The organism is Facklamia sp. P12955 (assembly GCF_050409565.1).
Classification (GTDB): Bacteria; Bacillota; Bacilli; order Lactobacillales; family Aerococcaceae; genus Facklamia.
On sequence record NZ_JBNUPF010000018.1, the window covers coordinates 19339 to 45964 of the forward strand.

The 26626-nt window shown below is 35.2% G+C and carries 28 protein-coding genes and 1 other annotated feature; of the genes, 24 read left to right on the forward strand and 4 right to left on the reverse strand.

All coding sequences use genetic code 11. The features are described 5' to 3' along the window. Nucleotides 1-26 precede the first annotated feature (26 nt). From queG to ACQV2G_RS06270, 4 genes are all read left to right on the forward strand, one after another. Nucleotides 27-1208: a tRNA epoxyqueuosine(34) reductase QueG gene (gene queG / locus ACQV2G_RS06255; protein ID WP_428876395.1), complete on the forward strand. Its 1182-nt coding sequence runs from the start codon at nucleotides 27-29 to the stop codon at nucleotides 1206-1208. 3 nt (nucleotides 1209-1211) lie between these two features. Continuing rightward, nucleotides 1212-1739, forward strand: coding sequence for a tRNA (uridine(34)/cytosine(34)/5-carboxymethylaminomethyluridine(34)-2'-O)-methyltransferase TrmL (gene trmL, locus ACQV2G_RS06260; RefSeq protein ID WP_428872940.1), 528 nt, complete (start codon nucleotides 1212-1214; stop codon nucleotides 1737-1739). Nucleotides 1740-1772: 33 nt separating this feature from the next. Next, nucleotides 1773-1996 (forward strand) — a binding site (T-box leader). A gap of 41 nt (nucleotides 1997-2037) precedes the next feature. After that, nucleotides 2038-3330 (forward strand): serine--tRNA ligase, encoded by a 1293-nt coding sequence (gene serS, locus ACQV2G_RS06265; RefSeq protein WP_428876385.1) that lies wholly within the window; start codon nucleotides 2038-2040, stop codon nucleotides 3328-3330. A 279-nt stretch (nucleotides 3331-3609) separates the two neighbouring features. Next, nucleotides 3610-5145 carry an ATP-binding cassette domain-containing protein gene (locus tag ACQV2G_RS06270; protein ID WP_428874646.1) on the forward strand — a complete coding sequence of 512 codons (1536 nt, stop codon included), beginning with the start codon at nucleotides 3610-3612 and terminating at the stop codon, nucleotides 5143-5145. Between the two features lie 378 nt (nucleotides 5146-5523). On the opposite strand, the gene ACQV2G_RS06275 is transcribed toward ACQV2G_RS06270, so the two are convergent. After that, nucleotides 5524-6339 carry an undecaprenyl-diphosphate phosphatase gene (locus tag ACQV2G_RS06275; RefSeq protein WP_428873012.1) on the reverse strand — a complete coding sequence of 272 codons (816 nt, stop codon included), beginning with the start codon at nucleotides 6337-6339 and terminating at the stop codon, nucleotides 5524-5526. A gap of 148 nt (nucleotides 6340-6487) precedes the next feature. On the opposite strand from ACQV2G_RS06275, the gene ACQV2G_RS06280 reads away from it, so the two are divergent. Beyond that, nucleotides 6488-6973 (forward strand): PTS sugar transporter subunit IIA, encoded by a 486-nt coding sequence (locus ACQV2G_RS06280; protein ID WP_428872944.1) that lies wholly within the window; start codon nucleotides 6488-6490, stop codon nucleotides 6971-6973. Between the two features lie 99 nt (nucleotides 6974-7072). On the opposite strand, the gene ACQV2G_RS06285 is transcribed toward ACQV2G_RS06280, so the two are convergent. After that, entirely contained in the window at nucleotides 7073-8113 is a 1041-nt protein-coding gene (locus tag ACQV2G_RS06285; RefSeq protein ID WP_428876386.1) for a lactonase family protein, read from the reverse strand. A gap of 128 nt (nucleotides 8114-8241) precedes the next feature. On the opposite strand from ACQV2G_RS06285, the gene ACQV2G_RS06290 reads away from it, so the two are divergent. The 4 genes from ACQV2G_RS06290 to ACQV2G_RS06305 all read left to right on the forward strand — a co-directional run bounded on the left by ACQV2G_RS06290 (nucleotide 8242) and on the right by ACQV2G_RS06305 (nucleotide 11559). Next, nucleotides 8242-9498 carry an AI-2E family transporter gene (locus ACQV2G_RS06290; protein WP_428872946.1) on the forward strand — a complete coding sequence of 419 codons (1257 nt, stop codon included), beginning with the start codon at nucleotides 8242-8244 and terminating at the stop codon, nucleotides 9496-9498. 134 nt (nucleotides 9499-9632) lie between these two features. Further along, the gene (locus tag ACQV2G_RS06295; RefSeq protein ID WP_428876387.1) at nucleotides 9633-10319 is read left to right on the forward strand and encodes a DUF554 domain-containing protein; all 687 of its coding nucleotides are present in this window, start codon (nucleotides 9633-9635) and stop codon (nucleotides 10317-10319) included. A 32-nt stretch (nucleotides 10320-10351) separates the two neighbouring features. Next, nucleotides 10352-10972, forward strand: coding sequence for an NADPH-dependent FMN reductase (locus tag ACQV2G_RS06300; protein WP_428872950.1), 621 nt, complete (start codon nucleotides 10352-10354; stop codon nucleotides 10970-10972). Between the two features lie 11 nt (nucleotides 10973-10983). After that, on the forward strand, nucleotides 10984-11559 hold the full coding sequence (locus ACQV2G_RS06305; protein WP_428872952.1) for an NADPH-dependent FMN reductase: 576 nt from the start codon (nucleotides 10984-10986) through the stop codon (nucleotides 11557-11559). 58 nt (nucleotides 11560-11617) lie between these two features. On the opposite strand, the gene rnhC is transcribed toward ACQV2G_RS06305, so the two are convergent. After that, the gene (rnhC, locus tag ACQV2G_RS06310; RefSeq protein ID WP_428876388.1) at nucleotides 11618-12556 is read right to left on the reverse strand and encodes a ribonuclease HIII; all 939 of its coding nucleotides are present in this window, start codon (nucleotides 12554-12556) and stop codon (nucleotides 11618-11620) included. Between the two features lie 135 nt (nucleotides 12557-12691). Here rnhC and zapA point away from each other — a divergent pair, with 135 nt between their 5' ends. The 15 genes from zapA (at nucleotide 12692) to ACQV2G_RS06385 (ending at nucleotide 26267) form a co-directional block, all read left to right on the forward strand. Beyond that, nucleotides 12692-12940 (forward strand): cell division protein ZapA, encoded by a 249-nt coding sequence (gene zapA, locus ACQV2G_RS06315; RefSeq protein ID WP_428872956.1) that lies wholly within the window; start codon nucleotides 12692-12694, stop codon nucleotides 12938-12940. Nucleotides 12941-13012: 72 nt separating this feature from the next. After that, nucleotides 13013-13552, forward strand: a complete 540-nt coding sequence (locus ACQV2G_RS06320; RefSeq protein WP_428872958.1) for a CvpA family protein — start codon at nucleotides 13013-13015, stop codon at nucleotides 13550-13552. Between the two features lie 30 nt (nucleotides 13553-13582). Then, nucleotides 13583-15940 (forward strand): endonuclease MutS2, encoded by a 2358-nt coding sequence (locus ACQV2G_RS06325; RefSeq protein ID WP_428876389.1) that lies wholly within the window; start codon nucleotides 13583-13585, stop codon nucleotides 15938-15940. Between the two features lie 82 nt (nucleotides 15941-16022). Further along, a complete protein-coding gene (gene trxA / locus ACQV2G_RS06330) occupies nucleotides 16023-16334 on the forward strand; it encodes a thioredoxin (protein WP_428872961.1) in 312 nt (103 codons plus the stop codon). Nucleotides 16335-16459: 125 nt separating this feature from the next. Then, nucleotides 16460-17566: an alanine dehydrogenase gene (ald, locus tag ACQV2G_RS06335; RefSeq protein ID WP_428876390.1), complete on the forward strand. Its 1107-nt coding sequence runs from the start codon at nucleotides 16460-16462 to the stop codon at nucleotides 17564-17566. A gap of 117 nt (nucleotides 17567-17683) precedes the next feature. Next, nucleotides 17684-18577 carry a bifunctional hydroxymethylpyrimidine kinase/phosphomethylpyrimidine kinase gene (locus ACQV2G_RS06340; protein ID WP_428876391.1) on the forward strand — a complete coding sequence of 298 codons (894 nt, stop codon included), beginning with the start codon at nucleotides 17684-17686 and terminating at the stop codon, nucleotides 18575-18577. Between the two features lies 1 nt (nucleotide 18578). Beyond that, entirely contained in the window at nucleotides 18579-20327 is a 1749-nt protein-coding gene (locus ACQV2G_RS06345) for a hypothetical protein (RefSeq protein WP_428876392.1), read from the forward strand. A 26-nt stretch (nucleotides 20328-20353) separates the two neighbouring features. Then, a complete protein-coding gene (locus ACQV2G_RS06350; RefSeq protein ID WP_428876393.1) occupies nucleotides 20354-21262 on the forward strand; it encodes an ABC transporter ATP-binding protein in 909 nt (302 codons plus the stop codon). Then, nucleotides 21255-22598 (forward strand): ABC transporter permease, encoded by a 1344-nt coding sequence (locus ACQV2G_RS06355; protein WP_428872969.1) that lies wholly within the window; start codon nucleotides 21255-21257, stop codon nucleotides 22596-22598. Before ACQV2G_RS06350 ends, ACQV2G_RS06355 begins: the two co-directional genes overlap by 8 nt. Nucleotides 22599-22735: 137 nt before the next feature. Then, entirely contained in the window at nucleotides 22736-23578 is an 843-nt protein-coding gene (racE, locus tag ACQV2G_RS06360; protein ID WP_428872971.1) for a glutamate racemase, read from the forward strand. Further along, nucleotides 23559-24155: an XTP/dITP diphosphatase gene (locus ACQV2G_RS06365; protein WP_428872973.1), complete on the forward strand. Its 597-nt coding sequence runs from the start codon at nucleotides 23559-23561 to the stop codon at nucleotides 24153-24155. The genes racE and ACQV2G_RS06365 overlap by 20 nt, the downstream gene beginning before the upstream one ends. Nucleotides 24156-24157: 2 nt before the next feature. After that, nucleotides 24158-24685 carry a metallophosphoesterase gene (locus ACQV2G_RS06370; protein ID WP_428876394.1) on the forward strand — a complete coding sequence of 176 codons (528 nt, stop codon included), beginning with the start codon at nucleotides 24158-24160 and terminating at the stop codon, nucleotides 24683-24685. Next, the gene (gene cbpB, locus ACQV2G_RS06375) at nucleotides 24682-25194 is read left to right on the forward strand and encodes a cyclic-di-AMP-binding protein CbpB (protein ID WP_428874651.1); all 513 of its coding nucleotides are present in this window, start codon (nucleotides 24682-24684) and stop codon (nucleotides 25192-25194) included. Before ACQV2G_RS06370 ends, cbpB begins: the two co-directional genes overlap by 4 nt. An 82-nt stretch (nucleotides 25195-25276) precedes the next feature. Next, the gene (locus tag ACQV2G_RS06380; RefSeq protein WP_428872979.1) at nucleotides 25277-25831 is read left to right on the forward strand and encodes a DUF948 domain-containing protein; all 555 of its coding nucleotides are present in this window, start codon (nucleotides 25277-25279) and stop codon (nucleotides 25829-25831) included. Nucleotide 25832: 1 nt separating this feature from the next. After that, on the forward strand, nucleotides 25833-26267 hold the full coding sequence (locus tag ACQV2G_RS06385; RefSeq protein WP_428872980.1) for a YtxH domain-containing protein: 435 nt from the start codon (nucleotides 25833-25835) through the stop codon (nucleotides 26265-26267). Between the two features lie 263 nt (nucleotides 26268-26530). Here the strand turns inward: ACQV2G_RS06385 and ACQV2G_RS06390 are convergent. Beyond that, the coding region (locus ACQV2G_RS06390) for a transposase (RefSeq protein ID WP_428876396.1) at nucleotides 26531-26626 on the reverse strand (96 nt) is incomplete at its 5' end.

A 26626-nucleotide genomic window follows, 5' to 3' on the forward strand; every position in this document is an offset into this window, starting at 1 on the left:
CTTTTTTTAGATAGGAGTTGAACAAACTGATCTCAAAAGAAGAGGCTATTAAAGTCAAATCCATTTTAAAAAAATCGCTGAAAGACTTAGGAGTGGATAAGATCGGTTTTACGACAGCGGAACCTTTTGACCATTTAGAGGAAAGTTTAAGAGAGCAAAAGGCGAAAGGACATACCACTGGTTTTGAACATCCTATCATTGAGGAGAGAATCTATCCTGAAAAAATCTTTGAAGGGGCCCAATCAATTATTTCGATTGCTTTGGCTTATCCTAGTAACTTTAGAAAGGAACCAGCTTCTAATAAAGAAGAACGTCGTGGTAGTTTTGCTCGTGCTTCTTGGGGGGAAGACTACCATCATATTTTATCAGAACGTATGCAGAGGGTTATTGATCTTATCCAAGCAGAAATTCCTGATGCTCGTTTTAAACCGATGGTTGATACGGGGGAATTGATTGATGTGGTTGTGGCTGAAAGAGCTGGATTGGGCTTTATAGGTCGTAATGGTTTGCTGGTCACTAAAGAATTTGGCAGTTACGTTTATTTAGGTGAAATTATCACGAACATTCCTTTTATGCCAGATCAAAGGGTTACATATGGTTGTGGCGATTGTTATCGTTGTGTGACAGCCTGTCCTACTCAAGCTCTTTTTGGTGACGGTAAGATGAATGCGCAGAAATGTTTATCCTATCAGACTCAAACCAAAGGACATTTAGCTGAAGACTATCGCCGAAAAATGACTCATGTCATTTATGGCTGTGATATTTGTCAGATTTCATGTCCTTATAACAAGGGCATTGATTTTCATCATCATCCTGAAATGGAGCCTATCCAAGACGAAGTAAAACCAATATTAAAGAATATGTTATCACTTAGCAATAGAGTCTTTAAACGACAATTTGGACATTTAGCGGGGTCTTGGCGAGGCAAGAAGCCCTTGCAAAGAAATGCAATTATCGCTTTGGCTAATTATCGGGACCGAACAGCCTTGCCGCATCTGCTTGAATTAATTGAAAAAGATCCACGACCAGTGATTCGAGCAACTGCTGCCTATGCTGTTAGTGTAATCCAAAGAGATAAAAATCAAGCGATGATTAGTATGATTTATGACCAACTGCAGAAGGAATCTGAACCAGAAACCATCAAAGAAATGAAAAAAGCTATTGAACGTCTCAAAAATAAAAAAGAGTTAAAGTCTAAAAGGAGTTAAACGATGAAAAACCATATCGTACTTTATGAGCCCCTAATGCCAGCTAATACTGGCAATATTTCGAGAACTTGCGCAGGAACTAATACTAGTTTACATTTGATTGAACCGCTTGGTTTTTCTACTGAGGATAAAATGCTTAAACGAGCAGGGCTAGATTATTGGGAGCATGTCGACATTACTTACCATGACAGTTTACCAGCCTTTATGAAGTTTTTAGGTAATCGTAAATTGTACTTGATTTCTAAATTTGCACCAAGAGTTTATAGCGAAGCTAATTTAGCTGATTCAACGATTGATGAGCAGTTTTTTATCTTTGGTAAGGAAACGACTGGGCTACCTGAAGATTTTATGCAAGCTCATAAAGATCAATCTTTAAGAATCCCGATGAATGATCAGCATATTCGTTCTTTAAATTTATCTAATACGGCTAATATTATTATTTATGAAGCTCTAAGACAACAGAACTATGAAGGATTGGAAGCCATACATCATTATCGTGATACTGAAAAGGCTCAAAGACTTAAATGGTAATAGCTTGACAAATAAAATCTATTTAATATAATAAATTTAATAGTTAGTACGAATAGTATCTGAAATAAGGGTCAAGCAGAAAGTTAGCGGTTGATGAGAGCTAATCACTTATTCAGTGAATCCACGTATTCATTCTGCTTTATGAAAGCTAAGCATAAATAAAGCCGGTCATCGCCGTTATGATACAAGTGTAAGAATTTAAATCAATTCTTAAAAACGGGTGGTACCGCGGAACAAGAGACCTTTTCGTCCCAAATAGACGGAGGTCTCTTTTTTATTACATAAAGGAGGAATTAAGATGTTAGATAGGCGCTATTTGAGAAACCATATGGATGAAGTAGTTGAGCAATTAAGTCATCGCGGAGTAAAAACAGAAATTTTAAATGAATTTAAAGAGTTGGATAAAAAAAGAAGAGCTCTATTAACTCAAGTAGAAGAGAAAAAAGGGGTCCGTAATAAAGTTTCGCAAGAAATTGCCACTATTAAGCGCAATAAAGGAAATGTGGATGAACAGATTCAAGCCATGCAAGTTATAGGGCAAGAAATAGCTGAATTAGATGAGACTTTAAATCAGCTAGACATTGCTTTGGATCAAATTGAACATGGATTACCTAATTTACCTCATGAATCAGTACCAATAGGTGAAGATGAAGAAGATAATGTTGAAAATCGCCGTTGGGGTCAGATTACAGACTTTGATTTCGAACCTTTAAATCATTGGGATATTGCAGAGAATTTAGGCATTCTTGATTTTGAACGAGCAGGCAAAGTATCAGGTTCACGCTTTGTATTCTATAAGGGGTTAGGCGCAAGGTTGGAGCGCGCTATTTATAACTTTATGTTAGATACTCATACGGCTAGAAATGGTTATACCGAAGTTATACCGCCTTATATAGTTAATGAAAAGTCAATGTTTGGAACAGGACAATATCCTAAATTTAAAGAAGATACTTTTGAGTTGAGTGATGATCGTCAATTTGTCTTAATCCCAACAGCGGAAGTTCCTCTAACCAACTACTATCGAGATGAAGTAATTGCAATGGAAGAGTTACCGGTCAAATTTACCGCCATGTCTCCATCATTTAGATCAGAAGCCGGATCAGCCGGTCGTGATACTAGAGGTCTGATTCGTATGCACCAATTTCATAAGGTTGAAATGGTTAAATTTACCCATCCAGAAAGTTCTTATGAAGAATTAGAATTTATGGTCAAAGATGCTGAAGGTATCTTACAAGCTTTAAAACTACCTTATCGGGTAATCACCCTTTGTACTGGAGATATGGGCTTTTCAGCCGCTAAAACATATGATATTGAAGTTTGGGTTCCAGCTCAAGATACCTATCGAGAAATATCTTCTTGCTCTAACACAGAAGCTTTCCAAGCGCGACGCGCCATGATTCGTTACCGCAACGCTGAAGGCAAGTTGAATTATGTTCACACCTTGAATGGATCTGGCTTAGCTGTTGGTCGAACAGTTGTAGCCATCCTAGAAAACTACCAGCAAGCGGACGGCAGTGTTAAAATTCCAGAAGTATTGGTACCTTATATGGGTGGAGTGACTGAAATTACCAAAGAGAATGCAATGGGATAATATACAAAGCTTTTCTTAAATTTTTTTAAGGAAAGCTTTTTGTATAAGTATTTAGAGTGTGAAATTTGAATTTTAAAAAAAGATATGCTTTAATTAAAGTAACTTATTAAGAGGAGTGTTACATTTGAACAATTTCTAAGAAAGCAGCATGAGTAGAAGTGACTTCTATTTAGTGTGAACTTTTTTAGAAAGTATCAAATGTTACATAGGGGATACTTCTATTCTATTCTAAGCTGCTAATAATGGATTTTTGGCACAAGAGTAGAAAGGAGTTTTTTTATGTTACAGGTAAATAGTCTAAGCTTATACCATCGTAAGGATTTCGTTAAAATTATTGATGACTTGTCTTTTATTATTCATCCCGGCGAAAAAGTAGCGATTATTGGCGAAGAAGGTAATGGGAAATCGACTATCTTAAAGTGGTTAATGAATGATGAATCACTTAGTAACTATCTAATTATTAAAGGCGAAAAAATTAATTCTTTCAGTCAAATGGCATACCTCCCTCAACAAATGAAGGAGGAAGATCTTAGTTTAAGTATTGAAAAGTTCTTTTTCGCAAAGGTAGATCCCTTTTTAATGGATTATAATAAAATAATCAAATTTGGAATGAAAATAGGTTTTGATTGGGAGCGACTACATTCTGAACAAATAGTGAGATCCCTCTCAGGTGGTGAAAAAATAAAATTATCACTGTTAAGGATAGCAGCTCAGCAAGCGGATTTAGTTCTACTAGATGAACCATCTAATGATTTAGATATTGATTCAATAAGGTATTTAGAAAAATTTATTAGCGAAAGTAAACAAGCAATATTATTTGTTTCACATGATGAATCGCTACTACAATCAACAGCCACTTCGATTATTCATTTAGAGCGATTGTTGCATAGAAAAGACCCATGTCATACAGTTTCGAAATTAGCTTATAAGGACTATCTTCTATATCGTGATAAGAGGATTGCGAGTCAGCAAAAAGACTTTGAGCAAAATGAAAGAATATATGCTAAAAAGTTTGCTCGTCAACAAAGGCTTGAGTCAGCTTTGCATCATCGTTTAAATCATACTAAGGATTCAGCAAGCGGACGACTACTAGCGAAAAAGATGAAGACCGTTAAGTCATTGGGCAAAAGACTTGAACGCGAACATCAACAAGGAAGTCAGCAAGTGATAATTGAAGACCCAATTAAGATATTTTTTAACCACTCCATTCCAATTGCTGATTCGCGCAAGATTATGGAGGTAAGCAATCTTAATTTAAAGGTTGAAGGTCGTTTACTAGCACCAAACATTAATCTAACGGTTCAAGGACAGGATAAAATAGGAATTGTGGGAGCCAATGGGGTGGGCAAATCAACGCTTTTAAAGCATATGTGGCTTTTATTCAATCAAGATGGTGATAGAGAAGGAATTATACCTGCCTATATGCCTCAAAATCATAGTGAATTCGTTGATACGAATTTGACACCGATTCAATTACTTGCTAAGGAAGGAAGCAGCGAAGAATTAACACAAATAATGACTTTTTTGGCCAGTATGAATTTTCTTCCTGAGGAAATGTCTCACCCTATCAATGAATTATCAGGAGGACAAAAAGCAAAATTATTATTTTTAAAAATGGATTTGATGAGAGCGAATCTTCTTTTCTTAGATGAGCCGACGCGAAATTTTTCTCCGAATTCACAACCAAAAATACGGAAAGTTTTAAGCGAATTTCCAGGAACTATTATTAGCGTCTCCCATGATCGTTTATATTTAAAAGAGGTATGTCATCAACTGTATCTACTTAAACCAGAGGGTCTTAAACTTATTGATTAAATTCAAACGTTTATGAATTTAGTTAATGAGTAGTTTTAAAGCCGAAGTCCAAGCGTGAGACCGAAAGTCTAGCTTTTGGGCTTCCATTGGCTTTGAGTATGATGGACCAACTTAAAAAAATATTATTTATGCGAATCAAAAGAAGATAAAAACAATCATAAAATTGAAATAAAAATAAGTCCTTATACGTAAACAAGTTAGAAGTATATATTTTGTATCTTAAAGCCTGATCTGGCTGAGCCCGATTTGCTTATCGCCAATCACTTCAAGCTGCTTAGAAAACAATAAAATAAGAAAGACAAGCACATATAACATGTACGCATCTTTCTGGTTCAACTTCTTGGGGTCACTATAGGGTCAACTCTTATTTCTTTTAGATTACTTAAATAAATAATACAAAATGACAACGGCACCCAAAATAATACGGTAGTAACCGAAAGGTTTAAAGTCATTCGTTTTGATGAATTTAAGAAGTGAACGGATGACGATTAAGGAAACAAGAAAGGCAACAAACATACCTACCAAGAGGTAAACAAGTTCAGCACTAGTAAAAGCAAAGCCAAAGTCTTTTAACTTAACTAAAGAAGCTCCGAACATAACAGGTATTGACATAAAGAAAGAAAACTCTGTCGCAACTGTTCTTTCCATTCCTAATAAAAGTCCACCGAGGATGGTTGACCCCGACCGTGAAGTACCTGGAATTAAAGACAAGGCCTGAAATAGACCGGTTTTAAAAGCCGTAGGGAAAGAAATCTTTTTAAGAGTATTAACTTGTTTAGCATGACGAGCTGGCTTTTTATTTTCAATCCACAAGAAAGCAAAACCATAAATGATTAAGGCAGCAGCGACCACATAAGGAGTATTAAAATACTCTTCCATGTAATCATTGATCAATAGGCCCAGAACTCCTGCTGGCAGGGTAGCAAAAGCAACTTTAAACCAAATTACCCAGATATTTTTTCTTTCTTGGCTAGACTTTTTAAAATCCAAAGGGTTAAGTTTATTAAAATAAAGGACGACTACAGCTAAAATTGAACCAAATTGTACAACAGTTCGAAACATTTCAACAAAATTTGGATTGAGATTTAATTGAATAAATTCCTCAACTAAAATTAAGTGTCCAGTTGAAGAAATGGGTAACCACTCTGTAATTCCTTGAACAATACTTAAGAAAATAATTTTTAATAATTCCATCCATTCTAGGTTTTGCACTATATATCACCTCGTGATCTTTTTCTCGCTTATTATAGCTAACAATTAAACAAATGTCACTATGTGGTCAATTCTTAAAATAGGAGTCTGTGAAGAAATATGATAAAATGAAGTCAAGAGGAGGAATAAAATGTTTGGGTTATTTAAGAAAAAAGCTAAAAAAATCAGCCTACATGCTGTCTGTGATGGTCAAATAATTCCTTTAGAAGAAGTCAACGATCAAGTTTTTTCTCAGAAAATGATGGGAGATGGCTACGCTATTCAACCGAGTCAATCAACCATCTACTCACCAGTTCAGGGTAAATTAATGAATGTTTTTCCGACTAAACATGCGATGGGAATACAAATAGAAAATTTAGAATTACTACTTCATATGGGATTAGATACGGTGGAATTAGAAGGTAAGCCTTTTAATACTTTGGTTAATGAAGGGGATAACTTAACACCAACCACTGCTGTTTCAGAAGTTGATTATCAAGAAATTGAAGCAGCAGGTAAGGATAATGTGATGTTAGTTATCTTTGTTAATGGTTCAGAGGTCATCGATGAGTTTAAGATTACTGCTAGCGGTTCAGTTACTAAAGGACAAGAAATTGGGTATGTGACATTAAGGTAAAAGGTTATCAAAAAAATGATTAGCAAATTCTATTGAATCTGCTAATCATTTTGATTTTTAACTAATCACTAACTTTTTGAATATATTTTTTAATGAAATTTACTTATTATTTAATGCTAATATACAAACGCATTCAGGAGCATAAGCTTTTGTATCGGTTAAAGAAATTATTCCACTTTCAGAATTTCTCTTAAATAAAGTAAGGTAATCAGAATCTTGATGAGCCACAATCAAATATTTTTCATCATGCGATAAGCAGAAATCTCTTGGAACTTTTCCATATGATGAAATACTTTGTAGAAGGCTTAACTTACCGCTAGTTTTATCCACTCCAAAGAGGGTAATTTGATCTTGATAGCGTGTCGAAACATATAAAAAGTTACCATCTTTTGAAATTCTAATTGCAGCTCCGGTGGCTTCTGGGTGACTATCGGTTGGAATATTATGATAACTTTCAATAATCTCTAAATGGCCATTTTGTTTTAGATGACATAAAATCGTGGTATTATTCAGCTCACCAATAATGTAGATAAATTTCTGATTAGGATGGATTGCTAAATGCCGTGGACCGGTTCCAGCTGGAATATTTAAAGATTGCTCAAGATGGGAGATTGAGCCATTCTCAGCTAAGGAATATACATAAATTTTATCACTACCCAAATCACAAACATAAAGAAACTTATCTTGATTGAAAGTAGAGGTAAAGTGGATACGAGACTGAGTTTGATTAGGATGGACAGATGAACCATCGTGGGCAACAGTCTGTATATGTTTTATTTCATCATCATTTAAGTGATAGATTTCTATAGTGCCTTCATGATAGTTTGATAGGTAGAGGACTTTTTTAGAATCTAAATAGAAAAGATGACATCCTGCTGCTTTGGTGTGATAAAAATAATTTTTTTTAATCCAGGTATCATTATGCTTTTTTTTGTATACTGCCACTCCTGAAAAAGGTTCTTCTTTTTCAATTGTAAATAAATAGCGATTATCTTTTGAGAGGGCAAGATAGGTGGGGTTTTGAATTGTATCGATTAACTCTCTTTCTGTGAAAGTTTCTTTTTGAGAATCAAAAGTGATCGATGTTAATCCTTCATTAACTCGACGGGTATAACCACCTAAAAAATATTTTTCTTTCATAAGATGGACTCCTTTCTTCTTCAAAAGTATTATAGCATAAGGGTAGATTTATATCGTAGTTAAGCCAATCATTTTAATTCTATTTGTGGTATGATTGAGATGAATTCATATAGGATAGGAGGGTATTGATGCGAAAATTAAATCAGTTTTTATTTAAGTCAGAATTCTTGAATGATCGCAATGTTATTCGGCTATTAAAATTTATTTTAATTGTCTTGGCAATCTATGCTTTTACACAAATTTCTTATTTATTTCAACCACTCTTTGATTTCTTGAACTTCTTTGCCTTTCCTTTCATTGGAACGGGCATTATGTACTATCTGTTCTCGCCCTTAGTGGTTAAACTCTCTAGACGCGGTGTAAACCGTCATTTATCAATATGGTTAATTTTTATTGGCCTCTCATTATTAGTAACTTGGGGTGTAGCTACACTCGTGCCGATAGTACAAAGTCAGACGCGCTCATTTATTAATGATTTACCTAAATATGTAGCAGGAATTCAAGATGTATTTAACAAGCTTCCTTTACTACCTGATTTTAATGAAGTCTTTCCTAATCTGGCTAATCAAGAGGGGAGTGTTGATTTAAACGGACTTATCCAGCAAATTCAACCGCTAATTACATCGACTTTTGGTGGATTAGGTAGCGTGATAGGTACAGTTTCAACGGTTGTAACCGGCTTAGTTACTATTCCTGTCTTACTTTATTATCTTTTATTAGAAGGTTATAAGCTATTCCCTAAAATACTTTATTATATTCCTGATCGCTATAGAGAAACGACTAAGACTATGATTTATCAATCTCACTATCAGATTGGTCAATATATTCGTGGCCAAATTATTGTTGCAATTATTGTAGGCATGATTTTCGCTGCTGGTTTTTCCATTATAGGCCTAGACTATGCGATTACTTTAGGAGTACTTGCTACTTTTCTTAATGTCATTCCCTATATTGGGTCAGTCATTGCCGCTATTCCTGCCATAATTATTGGTTTAATTGCCTCTCCTTTTATGTTAATAAAGGTCTTATTGGTTATAGGGATTGAGGCTTTAGTTGAAGGAAGACTTATTCAACCGCAAATTCTTAGCTCGAATTTAAAAATCCATCCAGTTACAATTTTAATTGTTCTGTTAGGAGCGGGGCGCATATTTGGTGTAACGGGTGTGATTCTAGGTGTTCCTGCTTTTGCAGTACTTAAAGTGATCGTAACAGAACTATATCGTATTTACCGCAAACACTCTAATTTATATGGTGATGATTTAAAGAACCAATCGCTTTCTAAAGAAACTTTAATTGATATGTGTTTGGTTGAAGATGGGCAGGATGGTTTTGCTGCAGAAGATCAAGTTGATAAATTACTAAATTCCAATCAATTATTAAAATAAAATTAGTTCTTGGTTTTCTATGGAAAAATCATGAATTTATCTTTATAATAATTAAGTGTCAAGGTGAGATAGTACGCCAGTCAAGCAAGAGTATCCTTTGGATGCTCTTAATTTTATGTGAAGGATTTGTTAAGATGGGTGTAATTATTAATGGTATCGTAATCGTTATATGTAGTTTAATCGGTATGGGTTTAAAGGCAGGAATCCCTGTAAAAATCCATGAGCGATTGATGCATGGTATTGCTTTATGCGTGCTCGCAATTGGAATTGATGGCACCTTAGCTGGAGAAAATACGATTGTTATGATTTTGTCAGTTGTTGTAGGAGCAATGATTGGGGAATCAATTGATATTGATCAAAAGGTAACTTATGGGATTTCATTAATTGAAAAAAAAATATCAAAACCAGGATCTGATAGTCAGTTAGGGCAAGGTTTTATTTCAGCAGCAATGATCTTTTGTATTGGTTCAATGTCTATTTTAGGATCTTTAGAAAGTGGATTAACCGGTGATAATACCACGCTCTATACCAAGTCAATCTTAGATGGCATTACCGCCATTCTATTGAGTTCATCTTTGGGAGCAGGTGTTTTACTATCGGCAATTCCAGTAATAATCATCCAAGGCTTATTAGTAATCTTAGCAGGCTTTTTAGCTCCTATTTTATCAGTAGCAGTGGTAAATGAGATTATTGCAGTAGGATCACTATTATTGATTGGCTTAGGCATGAATATTTTAAATATTACTGAATTAAAGATTTTAAATTATACACCGGCAATCTTTTTACCCCCTATTTTCTTGACGCTATTATCTTTATTCTAATTAGGAATACTATTCTATGGAGGTATAATAATATGAAGAAAATTGTTGGCATCGTTGGAAATAATTCTACGGAATCTACCAATCGTAAGTTATTACAATTTATTCAAAAACATTTTCAAGATAGAGCGAATATCGAATTACTTGAAGTTCGAGGCCTGCCAATCTTTAATAAACCAGCGGATGGGAAATTACCTGAGGTAATCATTGAAATGGCTGAAAAAATTGAGGCAGCCGATGGAGTGGTTATTGCTACTGCAGAGTACGATCATTCTATTCCAGCCGCTTTGACGAACGCTTTATCTTGGTTATCTTATAATATATTTCCTTTTGTGGATAAACCTTTAATGATTGTGGGAACTTCCTATGGTGTTTTAGGGACTTCTAGAGCCCAACAACACCTGCGTTCAATTATGAATGCACCAGTTATTCGTGCAATGCTTATGCCTGGTTGTGAATTTTTAATGGGGAACTCTTTAGAGGCTTTTGATAAAGAAGGGAATTTAGTTTTCCCAGATAAGGTCAATCAGTTAGAAGCTTATTTTAATGATTTTCTTCAATTTATTGGTGTCACAGAACTATTACAAGAAAGGCATCAAGCAAATGTGGATGAAGCTCGCAAGTTCTATCATCAACAGTTCGAAGCTAAAGAGTAAGGGGGGATAATATGAAATTAGTAGGAATCGTAGGCTCTAATGCAGAATTTTCGTCTAATCGTTTATTATTACAGTATATAAAGCGGCACTTTGCTGAATATTTTGAATTAGAAATTCTTGAAATTAACCAAATTCCGATGTTTGATGCTAGTAATGATCAAACAGATCATCCGGCGATTCAGTTATTAAATAAAAAAATACTTCAAGCGGATGGTATATTAATAGCCACCCCAGAACATATCCATACTGTTCCACCTGCTTTAAAATCTACAATTGAATGGCTATCTTATAAAGTTACACCTTTTATTCATAAGCCTGTGTATGTTATTGGAGCATCCTATTTGGAACAAGGGACCTCGCGTGCTCAATTACATATGGATCAAATTTTGGAGTCTCCTAGAGTGGATGCTTATGTCTTCCCTGGAAATGAATTTTTACTAGGTGGTGCTAAAAATAAATTTGATGCTGAAGGGAACATTACCGACCCTAAAACAGTTGACCATTTAGAAAAATGTATAGCTAAATTTATTCGCTATGTAAAATTAATCAATCAACTGGAAAATATTCCTGAAACTACAATTGACTAGATAAATGACCCTCGCATTGACTATAAAAAAGCTGTCGATAAAAATCGGCAGCTTTTTCTTAATGACGATATTTTTTGCTTAACTTTTTAGCTTTTTGTGTGTTAGCAAAATGGAGTTTAGCTGTTTGATTGAGACTTTCAATCCCATAGCGGTCGATTAATTTTGATGCATAAAGATCAACATTTCTGCCTGCCCCTGAAGGTAGTTTGCCGCCAAAAGTTTCACCGAGCGAATGAAGTTTTTTAACAAAGGCATCTCTTGCAATAATGGAAGCACAAGCAACGGCCAGATGAATAGATTCGGCCCTTTTAGCAAAATAGACATGGGCGCGATAAACTTCCTTTTCGTTTTTTAAGTGTTGGTAATAATTCTTTTCTGACGTAAATTGATCAATTATTACTCCATCAAGTTGCTTTTTCTGTTCAGGAGATAGTTTTTTATATAGTTCTTTAATAGTAAAGTTATGTAATCTCGCCTTAAGTCCGTTAGCATTATATTTTTTAATCATTTGATTGTATTTTTGTGGATTAGCAATTGTTAAATGATAATCAACTGAGTGTATGAGATTAGCCGCAATGCTTTCGATTTCATGATCAGATAAATTTTTAGAATCTTTTACGCCAAGTTCTTTAATTAATTCTTGTTTTTCAAAAGGAAGATAGACTGCACATACAGTCAAGGGTCCAAAGTAAGATCCGTTTCCCACTTCATCCGACCCAATTAAATTCTTAAATTGAATCCGGTCAGGTAAATGAGTGTTGTTTTCGAGAAAATTCGTGTGGATTGATTGAGGCAAGTCTTTAGCCCATATTCGCGCTTCTTCTTCAGCTGCTTTTCCTTGAAAGAGGACTTTGCCAGATTTATAAGCTGTAATGGTTACATAAGCTAATTTAGCTCTAAAGAGGCTATAGGGAACGGGGTCAATTAAGTGTCTTTGGTAATTTTCTTCCATAACTTTAAGAGTTGCTGGTTTTACTTCGAGAGTGACGCTGTTCATTTATATCCCACCTTTTATGAATTGGCTATCATAATTATCAGTTTACCATCTTCTTTAATATTCGTATAGGAAAGGTGCATTATAGAGGGACTTTTGGTAAAATAGTGGGAGAATCAAGCTTAAAGAGGAGATTACATGGAAGAGAAGAACCGTTATAAGGCATTGATTGAAGGCAGAGTCTATACCATTGTGGGTCATCGTTCGAGAGAGCACATGGATGCAGTTGTTCAATTACTGACTCAACAATTACAACAATTAAAAGAACTTGATCCCAATTTGACTCAAGAAGATCGCGCTATTTTGATGGCAATTAATGCTATTTCAGACCAGATTACAAAAGAAGAAAAAATTGCAGCGCTAGAGAAAAGACTAGGCTTAGGCTAATTTTTAAAGAAATAGAATGATTATGAATTTTTTGAACAGGACTAATGAGGAAATCATTAGAGGGGGTACTTTATGTTAAGTGTTATTGTAATTTTAATTTTGGCCTTCGCCTTTTACTCTGGCTATCGGTCAGGAATGATTATGCAGATTGTAAGATTGTTAGGTTATATTATTACCTATATCATTGCTACACAATATTTTGATGTTTTGAGCAAGTGGGTGGAGATGATTATACCATTTCCAGCTGTCCAACCAGATAGTCAACTCGCTCTATATACGGAAGCTCAAACTTTTCTACTCGATCAAACTTTCTATAAATTGATTACTTTTCTAATTATCTGGTTAATCGGCTGGTTGTTAACGAATGTATTATCCATTTTATTTACCAAAGTAACTTATTATAGTGTTTTAAATATTAGTAATCGGTTAATTGGTGGTGTACTCAATTTCGCTGTTGTCTATTTTATCGTATTTATGGTTTTATACTTATTATCGTTAATTCCTATAGAATTTATCCAACAGCAATTTGTTAACAACCCATTGATTTTTAGAATGGTGGATTCCACGCCTATTTTGACCGACTTTGTAGGGAAGTTTGGCTTGGGATCCTAATGATTATTAATAGGAAAGGGGGAATCTTTGATGACTAATAGTAAAACTTTGGAGAAATTAGAGTATCATAAAATTATTCAGCAAGTCTCCCACTTTGCAAATACCGAGATGGCTAAATCTAAGATTCTCAAAATGCAGCCATCCACCGATTTGGAAACAATTCAAAAATGGCAAGAGGAAGTGGAAGAAAATTTAGCAATTCTTCAACAAGGTAAGAACATACCTATTCCTCGCTTAGTAGCGTTAAGTATGGCCTTTAGACGGCTGGAGATTTCAGCTGCTTTAAACCCTAAGGAGTTAGGACAAATTGGCCGCCTATTGACTACTACCAATCAAGTAACACAATTTTTTGCTGATTTAGAAGCTGAAGAAAAAATCTATCCTTCATTGAAGTATTGGGTGGATCAATGCGTGAGTCTTCCACAAGTTATCAAAGAAATACAATCAACGGTAAGTGATGAGGGGGCGGTTTTAAATTCCGCATCCACTCAATTGGCAGCTATTAGAAAAAATCAAAGTCAAACAGAAAATCAAATCCGCAACCAACTGAATCAATTACTAAAAACTAAAGGGAATCAGTTGAGCGATCGCTTAATAACTATCAGGAACGATCGTTATGTTCTACCCGTTAAGGCGGAGTATAAAGGTCAATTTGGTGGTACCATTCATGATCAGTCAGCAACTGGTCAGACAGTCTTTATGGAACCGAAGGTTGTTGTGGAGTTAAATAATCGCTTAGCCCAATTGGAGATAGATGAGCGTACCGAAATGGAAAGAATTCTTCTTGAAATATCTTTAATGATTGCGCCTTATGTTGAAGAAATTAAACATAATCAATCCATGATTGCCCAATTAGATTTTATTCAATCTAAAGCTGAGTATGCTAAAGCGATTAAGGCGACAAAGCCTGTTTTTTCAATTGATAACCAAGTAGCTCTATGGCAAGCCAGACATCCTTTAATTGATTCGGACGATATTGTAGCAAATGATATATTAATTGGTGAAAACTATCATATTCTCTTAATCACAGGTCCTAACACCGGTGGTAAGACGATTATTTTAAAAACGATTGGTCTCATTCAATTAATGGGACAATCAGGACTTCATGTTCCTTGCGATTCTGGTTCTCAATTAGGCGTTTTCCAATCGATTTATGCTGATATTGGAGATGAGCAGTCCATTGAGCAGTCTCTTTCTACCTTCTCCAGTCATATGACGAATATTGTGAATATAGTCGAAGAAGCAGACTATCAATCCCTCGTTTTATTTGATGAACTCGGTTCTGGAACTGATCCGCAAGAAGGTGCAGCCTTAGCTATTTCTATTTTAGATTATTTAAGGAAAGTAGGGGCTACTGTTTTAGCAACAACTCATTATCCGGAATTAAAAGTTTATGCCCATGAACGAGCAAAAACAATTAATGCCTCTATGGAATTTGATGTTCAGACCTTATCGCCAACTTATCGCTTAATGATAGGTGTACCTGGTCGGTCCAATGCTATTGAAATCTCAAGAAGATTAGGCTTGAGACAAGATATATTGGAGGGGGCTCAAGAAGGAATTTCACAAGATAGTCAATCTTTGAACGAAATGGTTGCTAAATTAGAGCGTGAAAGAAGAGAAAGTGAGCTAAAAAATAAAGAAGCTCAAGCTTTCTTAGAAAAAGCAGAACTCTTATGGCAAGATTTACGAACTGAATATGACCGCTATCTTGAGCAAAAGCATGACTTAGTTGAAAAAGCTAAGCGTCAGACTAATGAGAAAGTGGAACAAGCTCAAAAAGAGGCGGAAGAATTGCTGCAAGAAATTCGAGACTTACAGTTAGTCCAAGGACAAAATCAAACCATTAAAGAACATGTTTTAATCGACAAGAAAAAGGCTTTTGATCAATTAAAACAACCAGAAAACTTGAAAAAGAATAAAGTCTTAAAACGGGTTAAAAAGTCTAAAAAGATTCAGGTGGGCGATGATGTCGAGGTCTTATCCTATGGACAAAGAGGAACTGTGCTTGAACAAGTTGAAAAAAATGAGTATGTTGTTCAAATGGGCATTATTAAGATGAAGATTGCGGCTGACGAGCTAAAACCGATTGGTAAGGTTGAGCCTAAGCAGAAGGTTAATGTACAAAGGCAAGCTGGATCTAAGGTAAAAACGACTTTAGATATACGTGGTTTGAGGTACGAAGAAGCGATGAGTAAGTTGAAACAGTATTTAGACCAAGCTCTTCTATCCAACCATTCACTGGTCACCATTATCCATGGTAAGGGTACAGGAGCATTGAGACAGGGTGTCAAAGATCAATTAAGCAATCATCCTCATGTCGATCACTTCGAATACTCCCCACCAAACGCTGGAGGAGATGGTTCAACAAGGGTTTACTTCGATTAGTTAGTAAGCATATAAATGGTCAAAGACCTTTTTGATGTGCTAAGATACATCTATCAACGTGATTAGTGAAAGGGGCTTTAAGATGGTTAAGGCAATTACAGATTCAGAATTTCAAACGAAAACAGCACAAGGAGTAAGCATTGTAGATTTTTGGGCACCATGGTGTGGACCGTGTCGCATGCAATCTCCAATTATTGATGAATTATCAGAAGAGATGGAAGGACAAGTAAATTTCTTCAAGATGAATGTCGATGAAGAAACTAAAATAGCCGGTGAATTCGGTATTATGTCCATTCCAACCATGGTTATAAAAAAAGATGGACAGGTTGTAGAAAAACTTGTCGGTTTTCATGATAAAGATCGTTTGACTGAGGTGCTTAAAAAGCATATTTAGAATAACTAAGAAAAGGGCCCAACTTCAGAAGCTGGGCCCTTTAAATTTTAAGATATAATCATATAATTTATTTGTGATGAAAAGAGCATGTGGTATAATAAAAAAAACAAAGGAGGGATTTATTAATGAAAATTGGAGTACCTAGAGAATTGAAAGCAAATGAAGATCGTGTAGGACTCACCCCTAATAATATTAAAGAACTTGTTTCAGCTGGAAATGAGATAATTGTTGAAAAAGAGGCTGGATTGGGTTCAGGGTTTACTGATCATGAATATATTGATGCTGGAGCAAGTATCGTTGAAACAGCTGCAGAAGTTTGGAAAGCAGAAATGGTTATTAAAGTGAAAGAGCCAGTTAAAGAGGAATATGACTATTTTTATGAAGGACTTATTCTATTTACCTATTTACATCTTGCTCCTGAACTAGAATTAACACAAGCCTTGCTCGATAAGGGTGTAATTGGAGTAGCCTATGAAACGGTTGCCGATAAGGGGACACTTCCTTTATTAACACCCATGTCTGAAGTAGCCGGTCGAATGGCTGTTCAAATCGGAGCGCGTTTATTAGAAAAGAACCACGGTGGTCCAGGTATTTTATTTGGTGGTGTACCAGGTGTTCGTCGTGCCAATGTGACAGTGATTGGTGGAGGGGTTGTCGGTTTTAATACCGCTAAATTGGCTTACGGTTTAGGTGCTAATGTGACAATTCTTGATATTAATCCACAACGTTTGGCTGAGATTGAAAATATTCTTGGTAATGGTGTACAGACATTGATGTCGAATGAAACAAACATTCATAAAGCTGTGATCGATTCAGACGTAGTTGTCGGATCAGTTTTAATAGCTGGACGCCGTGCACCAGTTCTTGTTAAAGAAGAAACCATTCAAGAAATGAGACCAGGTTCCGTTTTAATTGATATTGCAGTTGACCAAGGTGGAAACTTTGAGACAACTAAACCAACTACTCATAAGGAACCGATTTTCCTTAAACATGATATTATTCATTATGCAGTGGCTAATATTCCAGGAGCTGTCCCAAGAACTTCCACCATTGCTTTGACCAATGCTACTTTACAATATGCTAAAGAAATTGCTAGGGAAGGCATTAAAGAAGCTGCCAAGCAAAATGATGCGATTTTATTAGGTATCAATACTTATCTTGGACATCTAACATCCATTGCCGTGGCTGAATCGCAAGACAGAGAGTTTTTTGATATTGAAACAGTTTTATAAACAAGATAAACCACTCACCCTAGCAGAGACATTGTCTCTGCTATTTTTTTAGTATGAATTATCTTTATTTATTTGCTTAAAAGAGGTACTATGATTATATAAATGTAGGGGGTTCTTATGTTTTCACTTAATCGCAATAATTATTCAAATACTATTTTAGTTGTTAATGATATTCCTGGTGCCGGAAGAGTAGCGGGTTCAATTAATTTGCCAGTTTTAGCTGCTGCCCAATTAGAAGCTACTATTTTGCCAACTTTAATCCTTTCTTCGCATGCTGGAGAAAAAGGGGATTTAGTTCGTTATTCCATGGGAAATGCTTATCAAGAAATGCTGCACCATTGGCAGCAAGTTGACTATCATTTTGATGCAATTTTAACGGGTTATTTTGCTGATACTCAGCAGATAGATGATTTGAAAACCTATCTTTTAAAAGAAAAAGAAATCAATCCAAACATTGCATTATATATGGATCCGATTATGGGGGACCATGGTCAGTTCTATGCTGGTTTTGATCAAGACGTCGCTCATTATTTGCGTGAATTAATACCGTATGCAGAATTAGTCATGCCCAATCTAACAGAAGCTTGTTTGATTTTAGGACGAGACTACAAAGAGGACTTCAGATTAAATGAGATTGCTGATATCGCCGATGAATTATTAACTTTAGGTTGTAAAAATGTCATTATTACAGGAGCTAAAGATGATCGAAGTGATAATAATCGCTTAGGTTTCTACTATGCCAGCCAATCGGGTGAAAAAGGACTTGTAGTTCACGAGTATTTTGATGGTTACATATTTGGAACTGGAGACACTGTTGCTTCAATCATTACTGCCAGTCGAATCGCTGGTGACAGCTTGAAAGACTCTGTTAGATTGACAGCAGATATTATTGAGAAAATGATTCCTTTTTCTATTAGTCAAAATGAAAGTAATGTGGGTCCTATTCATTTTGAGCCTTTTATAAAAGAAATTTCTACATATTTCAGTCAGAAAAAAGAAAGTGGGTTTTAAATTGATTATTAAAGATGTGACACCTGAAAAAACGATTAATAAAAAAGCCAACAAGCGTTCATTTAATCCAAACTATTTGTATGTATTATTAGCATTGGCTATCTTTGTTTATTATTATCTCACACTACCACCTATCCATTACGCTTCTTATCAAAGCTGGTTTTTTCTTCTATTAATTGTGGCCGGTGTTTTTGCCATCGAATTGATTAAAGATTCCAATCAGTGGTTCAAGCAGATCAAGAATAATCCTAATCAAGTTACTGAGATTAAATTCGGCAAATTGCCAAAGAAATACCGCTTGTTCTATTGGCCGGTTGTTATTGTCTTATTAGTAGGATTAATTGGGAAGTTTGTTTTTTCTCCTTTCTTTATGGCAAAAGATTATGGTCAAATGATCTCACCAGTCAATAAAGATTTCGAGACCACTTTTCCTGAAGTTAATATTGATAATGTGCCATTAGTGGATCGAGATACAGCAGTGCGCCTTGGAGATCGCTATTTAGGAGCTTTAACTGAGCTTGTTTCTCAATTTGAAGTATCGGATGAATATACCCAAATCAATATTGAAGCAGAACCCTACCGGGTAACTCCCTTGAAGTATGCAGGACTGTTTAAGTGGTTAAACAACTTTTCAGAAGGAATCCCACATTATCTTCAAGTTGATAATGTTACTGGAAAAGTGGAAGTAAAAACACCTGAAAAACCGATTAGATATTCTTATTCAGATCATTTCGGTCGGAATATTTCTAGACATTTAAGATTCAATTATCCATTCAGTATTTTTGAAAGCCCTGACTTTGAAATCGATGATGAGGGCAATCCTTATTATATAGCTACTAGCTATGGACGAAATTTCTTTCTTAATGAGCCAGAACCTAATGGTTTAATTATTGTTAATGCGATGACAGGAGAACACCAAAAATACTCCATGGATGAGATCCCATCTTGGGTAGACCGCGTTTATTCTGCTGACTTAATCATGCACCAGTTAGACCAAAACGGTAAATATAAAAATGGTTTTTGGAACTCAGTTTTTGCCAAAGAAGGCGTAACAGAAACCTCCAAAGGTTATAATTATCTACCAATGAATGATGATATTTACCTCTATACTGGTATCACTTCTGTTGTATCAGATGAATCAAACATTGGCTTTGTATTAGTTAATCTAAGAACCAAAGAAGCTACTATGTACAATTTATCTGCTGCCGAAGAGTTCTCTGCTATGGCTTCAGCTGAAGGGTCTGTTCAAGAAAAAGGATATATTGCAACATTCCCTCTCTTGATTAACTTACAAGGCAATCCTATGTATATTTTAACTTTAAAAGACTCTTCCGGTCTTATTAAAAATTATAGCTTAGTAGATGTTCAAGATTATCAGAAAGTCTACATTGCTAGCAATATGACTCAGCTTATCCAAAAGTATGGGGAAGATAATCCTGTGGTTTTAGAGGCAATCAATGAGGACACATTAGAAAAAGTAACCGGAAAAGTTGAAAAAATCCAAGCTGTTATAAAAGAGGGGGAAACTTTCTATTATTTCATGTTAGATGGTAATGTTTATCAAGTGCCTGCAAAATTGAATGATTACCTACCATTTGTAGAAGAAGGACAAACAATCACGCTTAAATTAGATGATCGATCAAACATTCATTTAGTCGATTTGACGGAAATATTTGGCGACAAAGCGGCTCAAGAAGAAGTGATTCCAACCAGTGAAGATACTGATCCGCTGCTAGACAATGTGAAATAATCATAAAAAGTTAAGAGGAGGATATAATGTTAGAAGTAAAAAACCTATCCAAGAAATTTGGTAGTTTTCAAGCTGTAAAGAATGTTTCTTTTGACATTGAATCGGGAACGATTATGGGATTTATTGGTCCAAATGGATCAGGGAAAACAACTGTTTTTCGAATGATTTTAGATTTCTTAAATCCTGAACCTGGGGGACTAGTTACTTGGAATCAAAAGCCGATTAATAATCAATTATATGATTTAGTTGGTTACTTACCAGAAGAACGTGGTCTTTATGAAAAGATGACTATTGAAGAACAAATTGTCTATTTCGCTAGCCTTAGAGGAATGAAACACCTTGATATTATCACTCAAATAGATGAATGGATGGATAAATTTGCCGTAAAAGGTAAACGAAAAGATAAGATTAATACGCTTTCTAAAGGAAACCAGCAAAAAATACAATTGATTGCTACATTAATCCATCGACCTAAATTAGTTATTTTAGATGAGCCATTCTCCGGCCTAGATCCAGTCAATGCTGACCTTTTAAAACAAGGCATCTTAGAATTAAAAGAAGGTGGATCGAGCATTATCTTTTCTAGTCATAATATGGAAAATGTGTCACAAATATGTGATAAGTTAGCCATGATTCTTGATGGTGAGCAAGTTCTTTACGGTTCGATTAATGAAGTTAGAGAACAGTTTGGACGTATTCGCATTTATATTGAAAGTAAAAAGTGGAATGAAGCTAGCCTGCTAGAAATTGAAGGGGTAGATTCGGTAGTTCGTACCAGCCCTGATCATTACACCTTAAATCTTAGCGATGAATCATTTGGTCCTAGCATCTTCCAAACAATCACTCAAGGACAATTTATCCCAATGTTCTCTCAACAACCACCGACCTTAGAGGAAATATTTAAGTTGAAAGTAGGTGACCGAATTCATGAATAAAATGTGGCTTGTAGCAAAAGAGGTTTATCGGAAAAATGTGAAGTCTTGGGCTTTTTTCTGGATGATAGCAGGCCCCATTATTATGGGGTTGGTTATTTTAGCAATCGGTTATTTTATTTATCTTGACCAATCCAGCTCTTCAGTCGGCAATGTTGGAATTGTATCTGAAAATGCAGAGATTAATCAATTGATTGCTGCAATAGAAGATGAAAATGACTACCAATTTGACTTAAATGAAAAGCAAGCTGAAGAAGCCTTATTTGCAGAAGAAATTGATGGTTATTTAGTTGTTGAAGGCGAAAATGTAGATCTTAATGCTAAGTTCTATCGCCATAATTCAGGCAAGAATATTGCCACTTATAATATCGAAGAAGTACTTTCAGAATATCGCATTCAAAAACAAGCAGAAGCATTTAATTTAAAACAAGAAGAAGTGAATCAATTAAAAGATAGTGCTGTTGACATTGAAACTATTCGCATCCAACCAGACGATGATGGCGCTGTTACAGAGGTTTCAGAAAATGATCCAGTAACTGCCGCTAAAATTGGAGTGGCTTATGTAGTGTGTTTTGTGGTTTTAATGTTTATTATGAGTTACGTATCCATAGTCTCTCAAGAAATTGCGGCAGAGAAGGGCTCTAAAATCATGGAAATTATTCTCTCCAGTATCACCGCTACCCAGCATTTTTTAGGTAAGCTGATTGGAGTGGGCTTGGTAATTCTTACTCAATTAGTCATATATGGTATACTAGGAGTTATTATTTCCTATGTATCCGGCTTAGTATTAGCCCAATTTTTTGTAAACTCATCTGAAAATATGGAAAATATTCAAGCTGGCACACAAGCCATGAGCGAAAGTTTTGATCCGGCCATAATCAGCGATTATATTTCACAAGCTAGACCGGTGATATTATATGGAATATTGTTTGCTGTTATAGGAATGGCAATTTATTCAATACTTGCAGCTTTCTTAGGTTCATTAGTTTCTAAAACTGAAGACGTCAATAAAATGATCACCCCAATCACCTTATTAGCAGTAGCAGGCTTTTATATTGCCTTATACGGTATGCAGTCACCTAACTCAGCCATTGTTCGTTTAGGCTCCTATTTCCCATTATTTACGCCTTTTATTATGCCTTTCCGTTTGGCTAATGACACAGTTGCCACTAGTGAAATATGGTTATCGGTATTAGTTGCGATTGTTTTCTTAGCCTTATCGATTTGGTTATCGGTTGTGTTCTATAAATCAAATGTTCTAGTTTATAGTGAAAAAGGATTAATTGGTAGTTTTAAAAAGTCCTTTGCTATATGGAAAAACGAGAAAAAAGTTAATTAATTTTAAAACAAGGCCTTGCAAACAACTTCAGTAGGTTGTTAATTAAGGGCCTTGTTTTTTAGTAAATAACAAGATGACTTCCATTCTTTTTTTGCATAGATATGTTAAAATAATAATTGTGAAGTGAGGAGAATTTTATGAAAGACTTACCCATCGGTTTTATTGATTCTGGATTCGGCGGATTAACAGTTGTTAAACAGAGTTTAAAACAACTTCCTAATGAATCCGTTCTTTTTATTGGTGATAATGCTCGTTGTCCATATGGTCCGCGTCCGTTAAATGAAGTTAAGAAGTATATTTGGCAACTCAGCAATTTCTTGCGTGAAAAAGGCATTAAAATGCTTGTGATTGCTTGTAATACTGGGACTGCTGCAGCTTTAGAAGATTTGAAGCGAACTTTACCCATACCTGTTGTTGGCGTAATTGAACCCGGTAGTCGAGCTGCCATTATCCAAACTAATAATAAAAAAATCGGTGTGATTGGAACGATCGGAACTATTCAGAGTAAAATTTATGAAAAAACGATTATCAATAAAAAAAATGATGTGGTCGTAGAAGGACTTGCATGTCCGTCTTTTGTTGAAATGGTAGAGACTGGCCAAATTTATAGTAGCCAAGCTAAAGAAAAAGTGTCGCAAGAACTTTCCCCGCTATTAAAAAAAGAAATTGACACATTAGTACTTGGGTGTACCCACTATCCAATCATGCGCGGTTTAATTCAAGAAGTAGTTGGTCCTAAGGTTCATCTGATTGATTCAGGAGTTGAAACAATTAATGATGTTAGTATGCTGTTGGATTATTTTAACTTAAGTCGAACAGCAAATGATGCCTTACAACAATCTCCTACACAAACTTTCTATACAACAGGAGACATCGAACACTTTGATCGAATGGCTAGCGACTGGCTAGCTCGAAAAGATCTTGATGTCAGAAAATGTGAAATTAAAGGAGAAGTAATTTATGAAACTGATTATAGCTAGTCATAATCCAGGAAAAATAGCAGAGTTTAAAGCTCTTTTTGAAGCTTTTGATTTACAAGTTCAATCTTTGCTTGATTATCCTGAAATTCCAGAAGTAGAAGAAACAGGTACAACATTTGAGGAGAATGCACGTTTAAAAGCAGAAACAATCGCTAAGGAAATGAACTGCTTAGCCCTATCAGATGATTCAGGCTTATGTGTTCCAGCACTGAATAATGAGCCGGGTGTCTATTCGGCTCGCTATGCTGGAGAAGAAAAAAATGACGAAAGAAACCGTTTGAAACTTTTAGAAAATTTGAAAGAATTTAACGGTGATCAACGAAAAGCCTATTTCACAACCGTTATCGTATTAGCAGATCCACAAAAAGATTCATTAGTTGTTGAAGGTAATGTAGAAGGAATCATTACCAAAGAGCCTATCGGTGAGGGTGGCTTTGGTTATGATTCACTATTTTACTATCCTCAAGATCAACAAACCTTTGCTCAAATCTCTGCGGAACGTAAGAACCAAATTTCTCACAGAGGCCAAGCAGTGGAGAAGTTAAAAGAAAAACTAAATGATTGGTTGGAGGGATAGAGATGAAATTGTTAGTATTAAGTGACAATCATGGAAATTACTCTATTGTAAAAAACATCATTCAGCAGTTTAAGGATAAAGTAGATTATATTATTCATTGTGGTGATTCAGAATTTTCATTTGATGATCCTATTTGGCAGGCTGTCGATGTTAAAGTAGCAGGAAATATGGATTTTTCTCCAGGCTATCCATCTAGCGAAATTTTATCGACCCCTAAGGGAAAAATTTTGATTACTCATGGCCATTTGTATCAAGTAAATCAAGGAAACATTAATCTTTTAGAATTAGCTTTACAAAAGAATGCCAAATATGTTTTCCACGGCCATACACATCGCCTATATGCTGAAATGAAGCGAGGAATCTTATTTATGAACCCTGGTTCCATTGCAAAAGCAAGGGGCGAAATTCAAGAAAAAACATTTTCTATAGTTGAAATTTCCGATGACTTTATTAAGGTTGATTATTATAATTCACATGCAATACAGTTAGAAGATTTGTCTTATTATTTTAAACTAGATGGAGCTGATTGATCTTGATAGATCCTAACTTATCAAAAAATATTGTTGAAAATCTAAAAGAAGTTATTATCCCGGCTGATAATGTAGTCTATCTTTATGACTTTAATTCATTAATTCACGGCTTATTAGTCCTTAATCAAGTCGACTATTCGATGATTCCTGTGGTCAATCAAAATGGTCAAATAGTGGGCTTAGTAAGTATTAACATGATTGTTAAAGAAGCTATTACTTTAGAAGACATAGACTTTGACAACCTTAATTATAAATTAATTAAGCATTTAGACTTAAGGAAACCAGAATTTATAACAATGAACGAAAAGCTCGAATCAATTTTGCATAAACTGGTAGATAATAATTTTTTATGTGTGGTTGAAAACCATATAGAAAAGAAATTCATTGGTATTATTACTCGAAATATGATTTTAAAACGAATAAATGCTTTCTTGCATCGTACAAGTTTAAAAGAGTTAAGGGTTTCAAACTTCCAACAAGGGCGTGAGAAAAAATTAATAAATAAATAGCTCATTTCTAAGCCCTTATCTTTGAGTTAAATGCGCTTTCATGATATATTTAAGCTAGTAACTTAGCAAAGGAGGATTAGATATGACAATTGGTCAAATTGCAGCCATGATTGCAGCTTTAGCCTTTGCAATTCTCGTTGTATTCTTATCGATGACCTTGATGAAAATTGGTGAAATTCTGACAAATCTGAAGGAAACGGTGAGCAAATTAAATAATACCATTGATGTGGTGACTAAAGATGTTGACCATCTATCAATTGAGGTAGAAGGTTTACTGAACAAGTCAAATACACTTGTAGATGATTTAAATGCTAAATTAGGAAAAACCGATCCGTTATTTACTGCTATCGGTGATGTCGGAACATCCGTTTCTGAATTAAATGACTCGACTAAAGAAATGACATCGAACTTTGTTTCAAATATGCTTAAGAAAAACAAGAAAAAATCACCAATTGATTCAATTCAAAAAGCATCGCGAATGGTAAATCGTTTCAAAGTGAAGCCACAAGCCAAAAATTCAGAGATTTTGGCTAAGGATCCAGCTAAACAGGAAAAGAGAAGCTTAGATTCCTTTATTCAAGGAAAACCTTCTAAAACAGCTGGTGAGATTTCAATTAATTTAAAGGAGGCAAAATAATATGAAAAATAATGATGGATTTTTAGCGGGAGCTTTATTAGGCGCTCTTATTGGAGGGGCAGCTGCTCTTTTATATGCTCCTAAATCAGGTAGAGAGTTACGTGAAGATTTAAATGAAGAATTAGATTATTGGATTGATCGGGCTAATGATTATACAGACTATGCCGTGGAAAGAGGTGTAGAGATGTATGACGCAGCTTCTGATGCGAGTGAAGATTTCCGTGTAAATCTTAAAACTTCAGCTGATCATATTAAACGTTCTGCTGAAGAATTAAAGAAAGAAGCAAGCAAAGAATGGGATCATGTAAAAGAAGACCTCAGTCAATCTAAAGACATCTTGAGTGCCAAAATTGAAGATATTGAAGTTGATACAAAAGAAGAACTAAAAGATGTGAAAAAAGAAGTCGAGAAGCAAACAGATGAACTACTAAAATAAATTTAGAGGCTGGACAAAAGGCCTCTTCACCCGCTACATAAAACGCAGCGAGCTTAGAATGGAAAGGTGTTTTTCGTTCTAAGCTCGCTGCTTTGCATATTTGCTTGATTATTGGCCATTAATACCAGTCTTACAATAGTCTTCACCTTATCTCTAAGGCGAAGAAGGAGCTTAAATTTGTCGGCTCTTTGTCAAATAGGGTTGATGAGTAGGTGAGGTAACCGACTGGTTACTTCACCTCTTTTTTTACAGATCAACAATTATTATAAGCGCATCATCAATAAAATTCTATTTTTAAAATGTAAATAATTACGATAGCCATAGGCATTTCGTTTCAGCACCTTGATTTTATTGTTTAG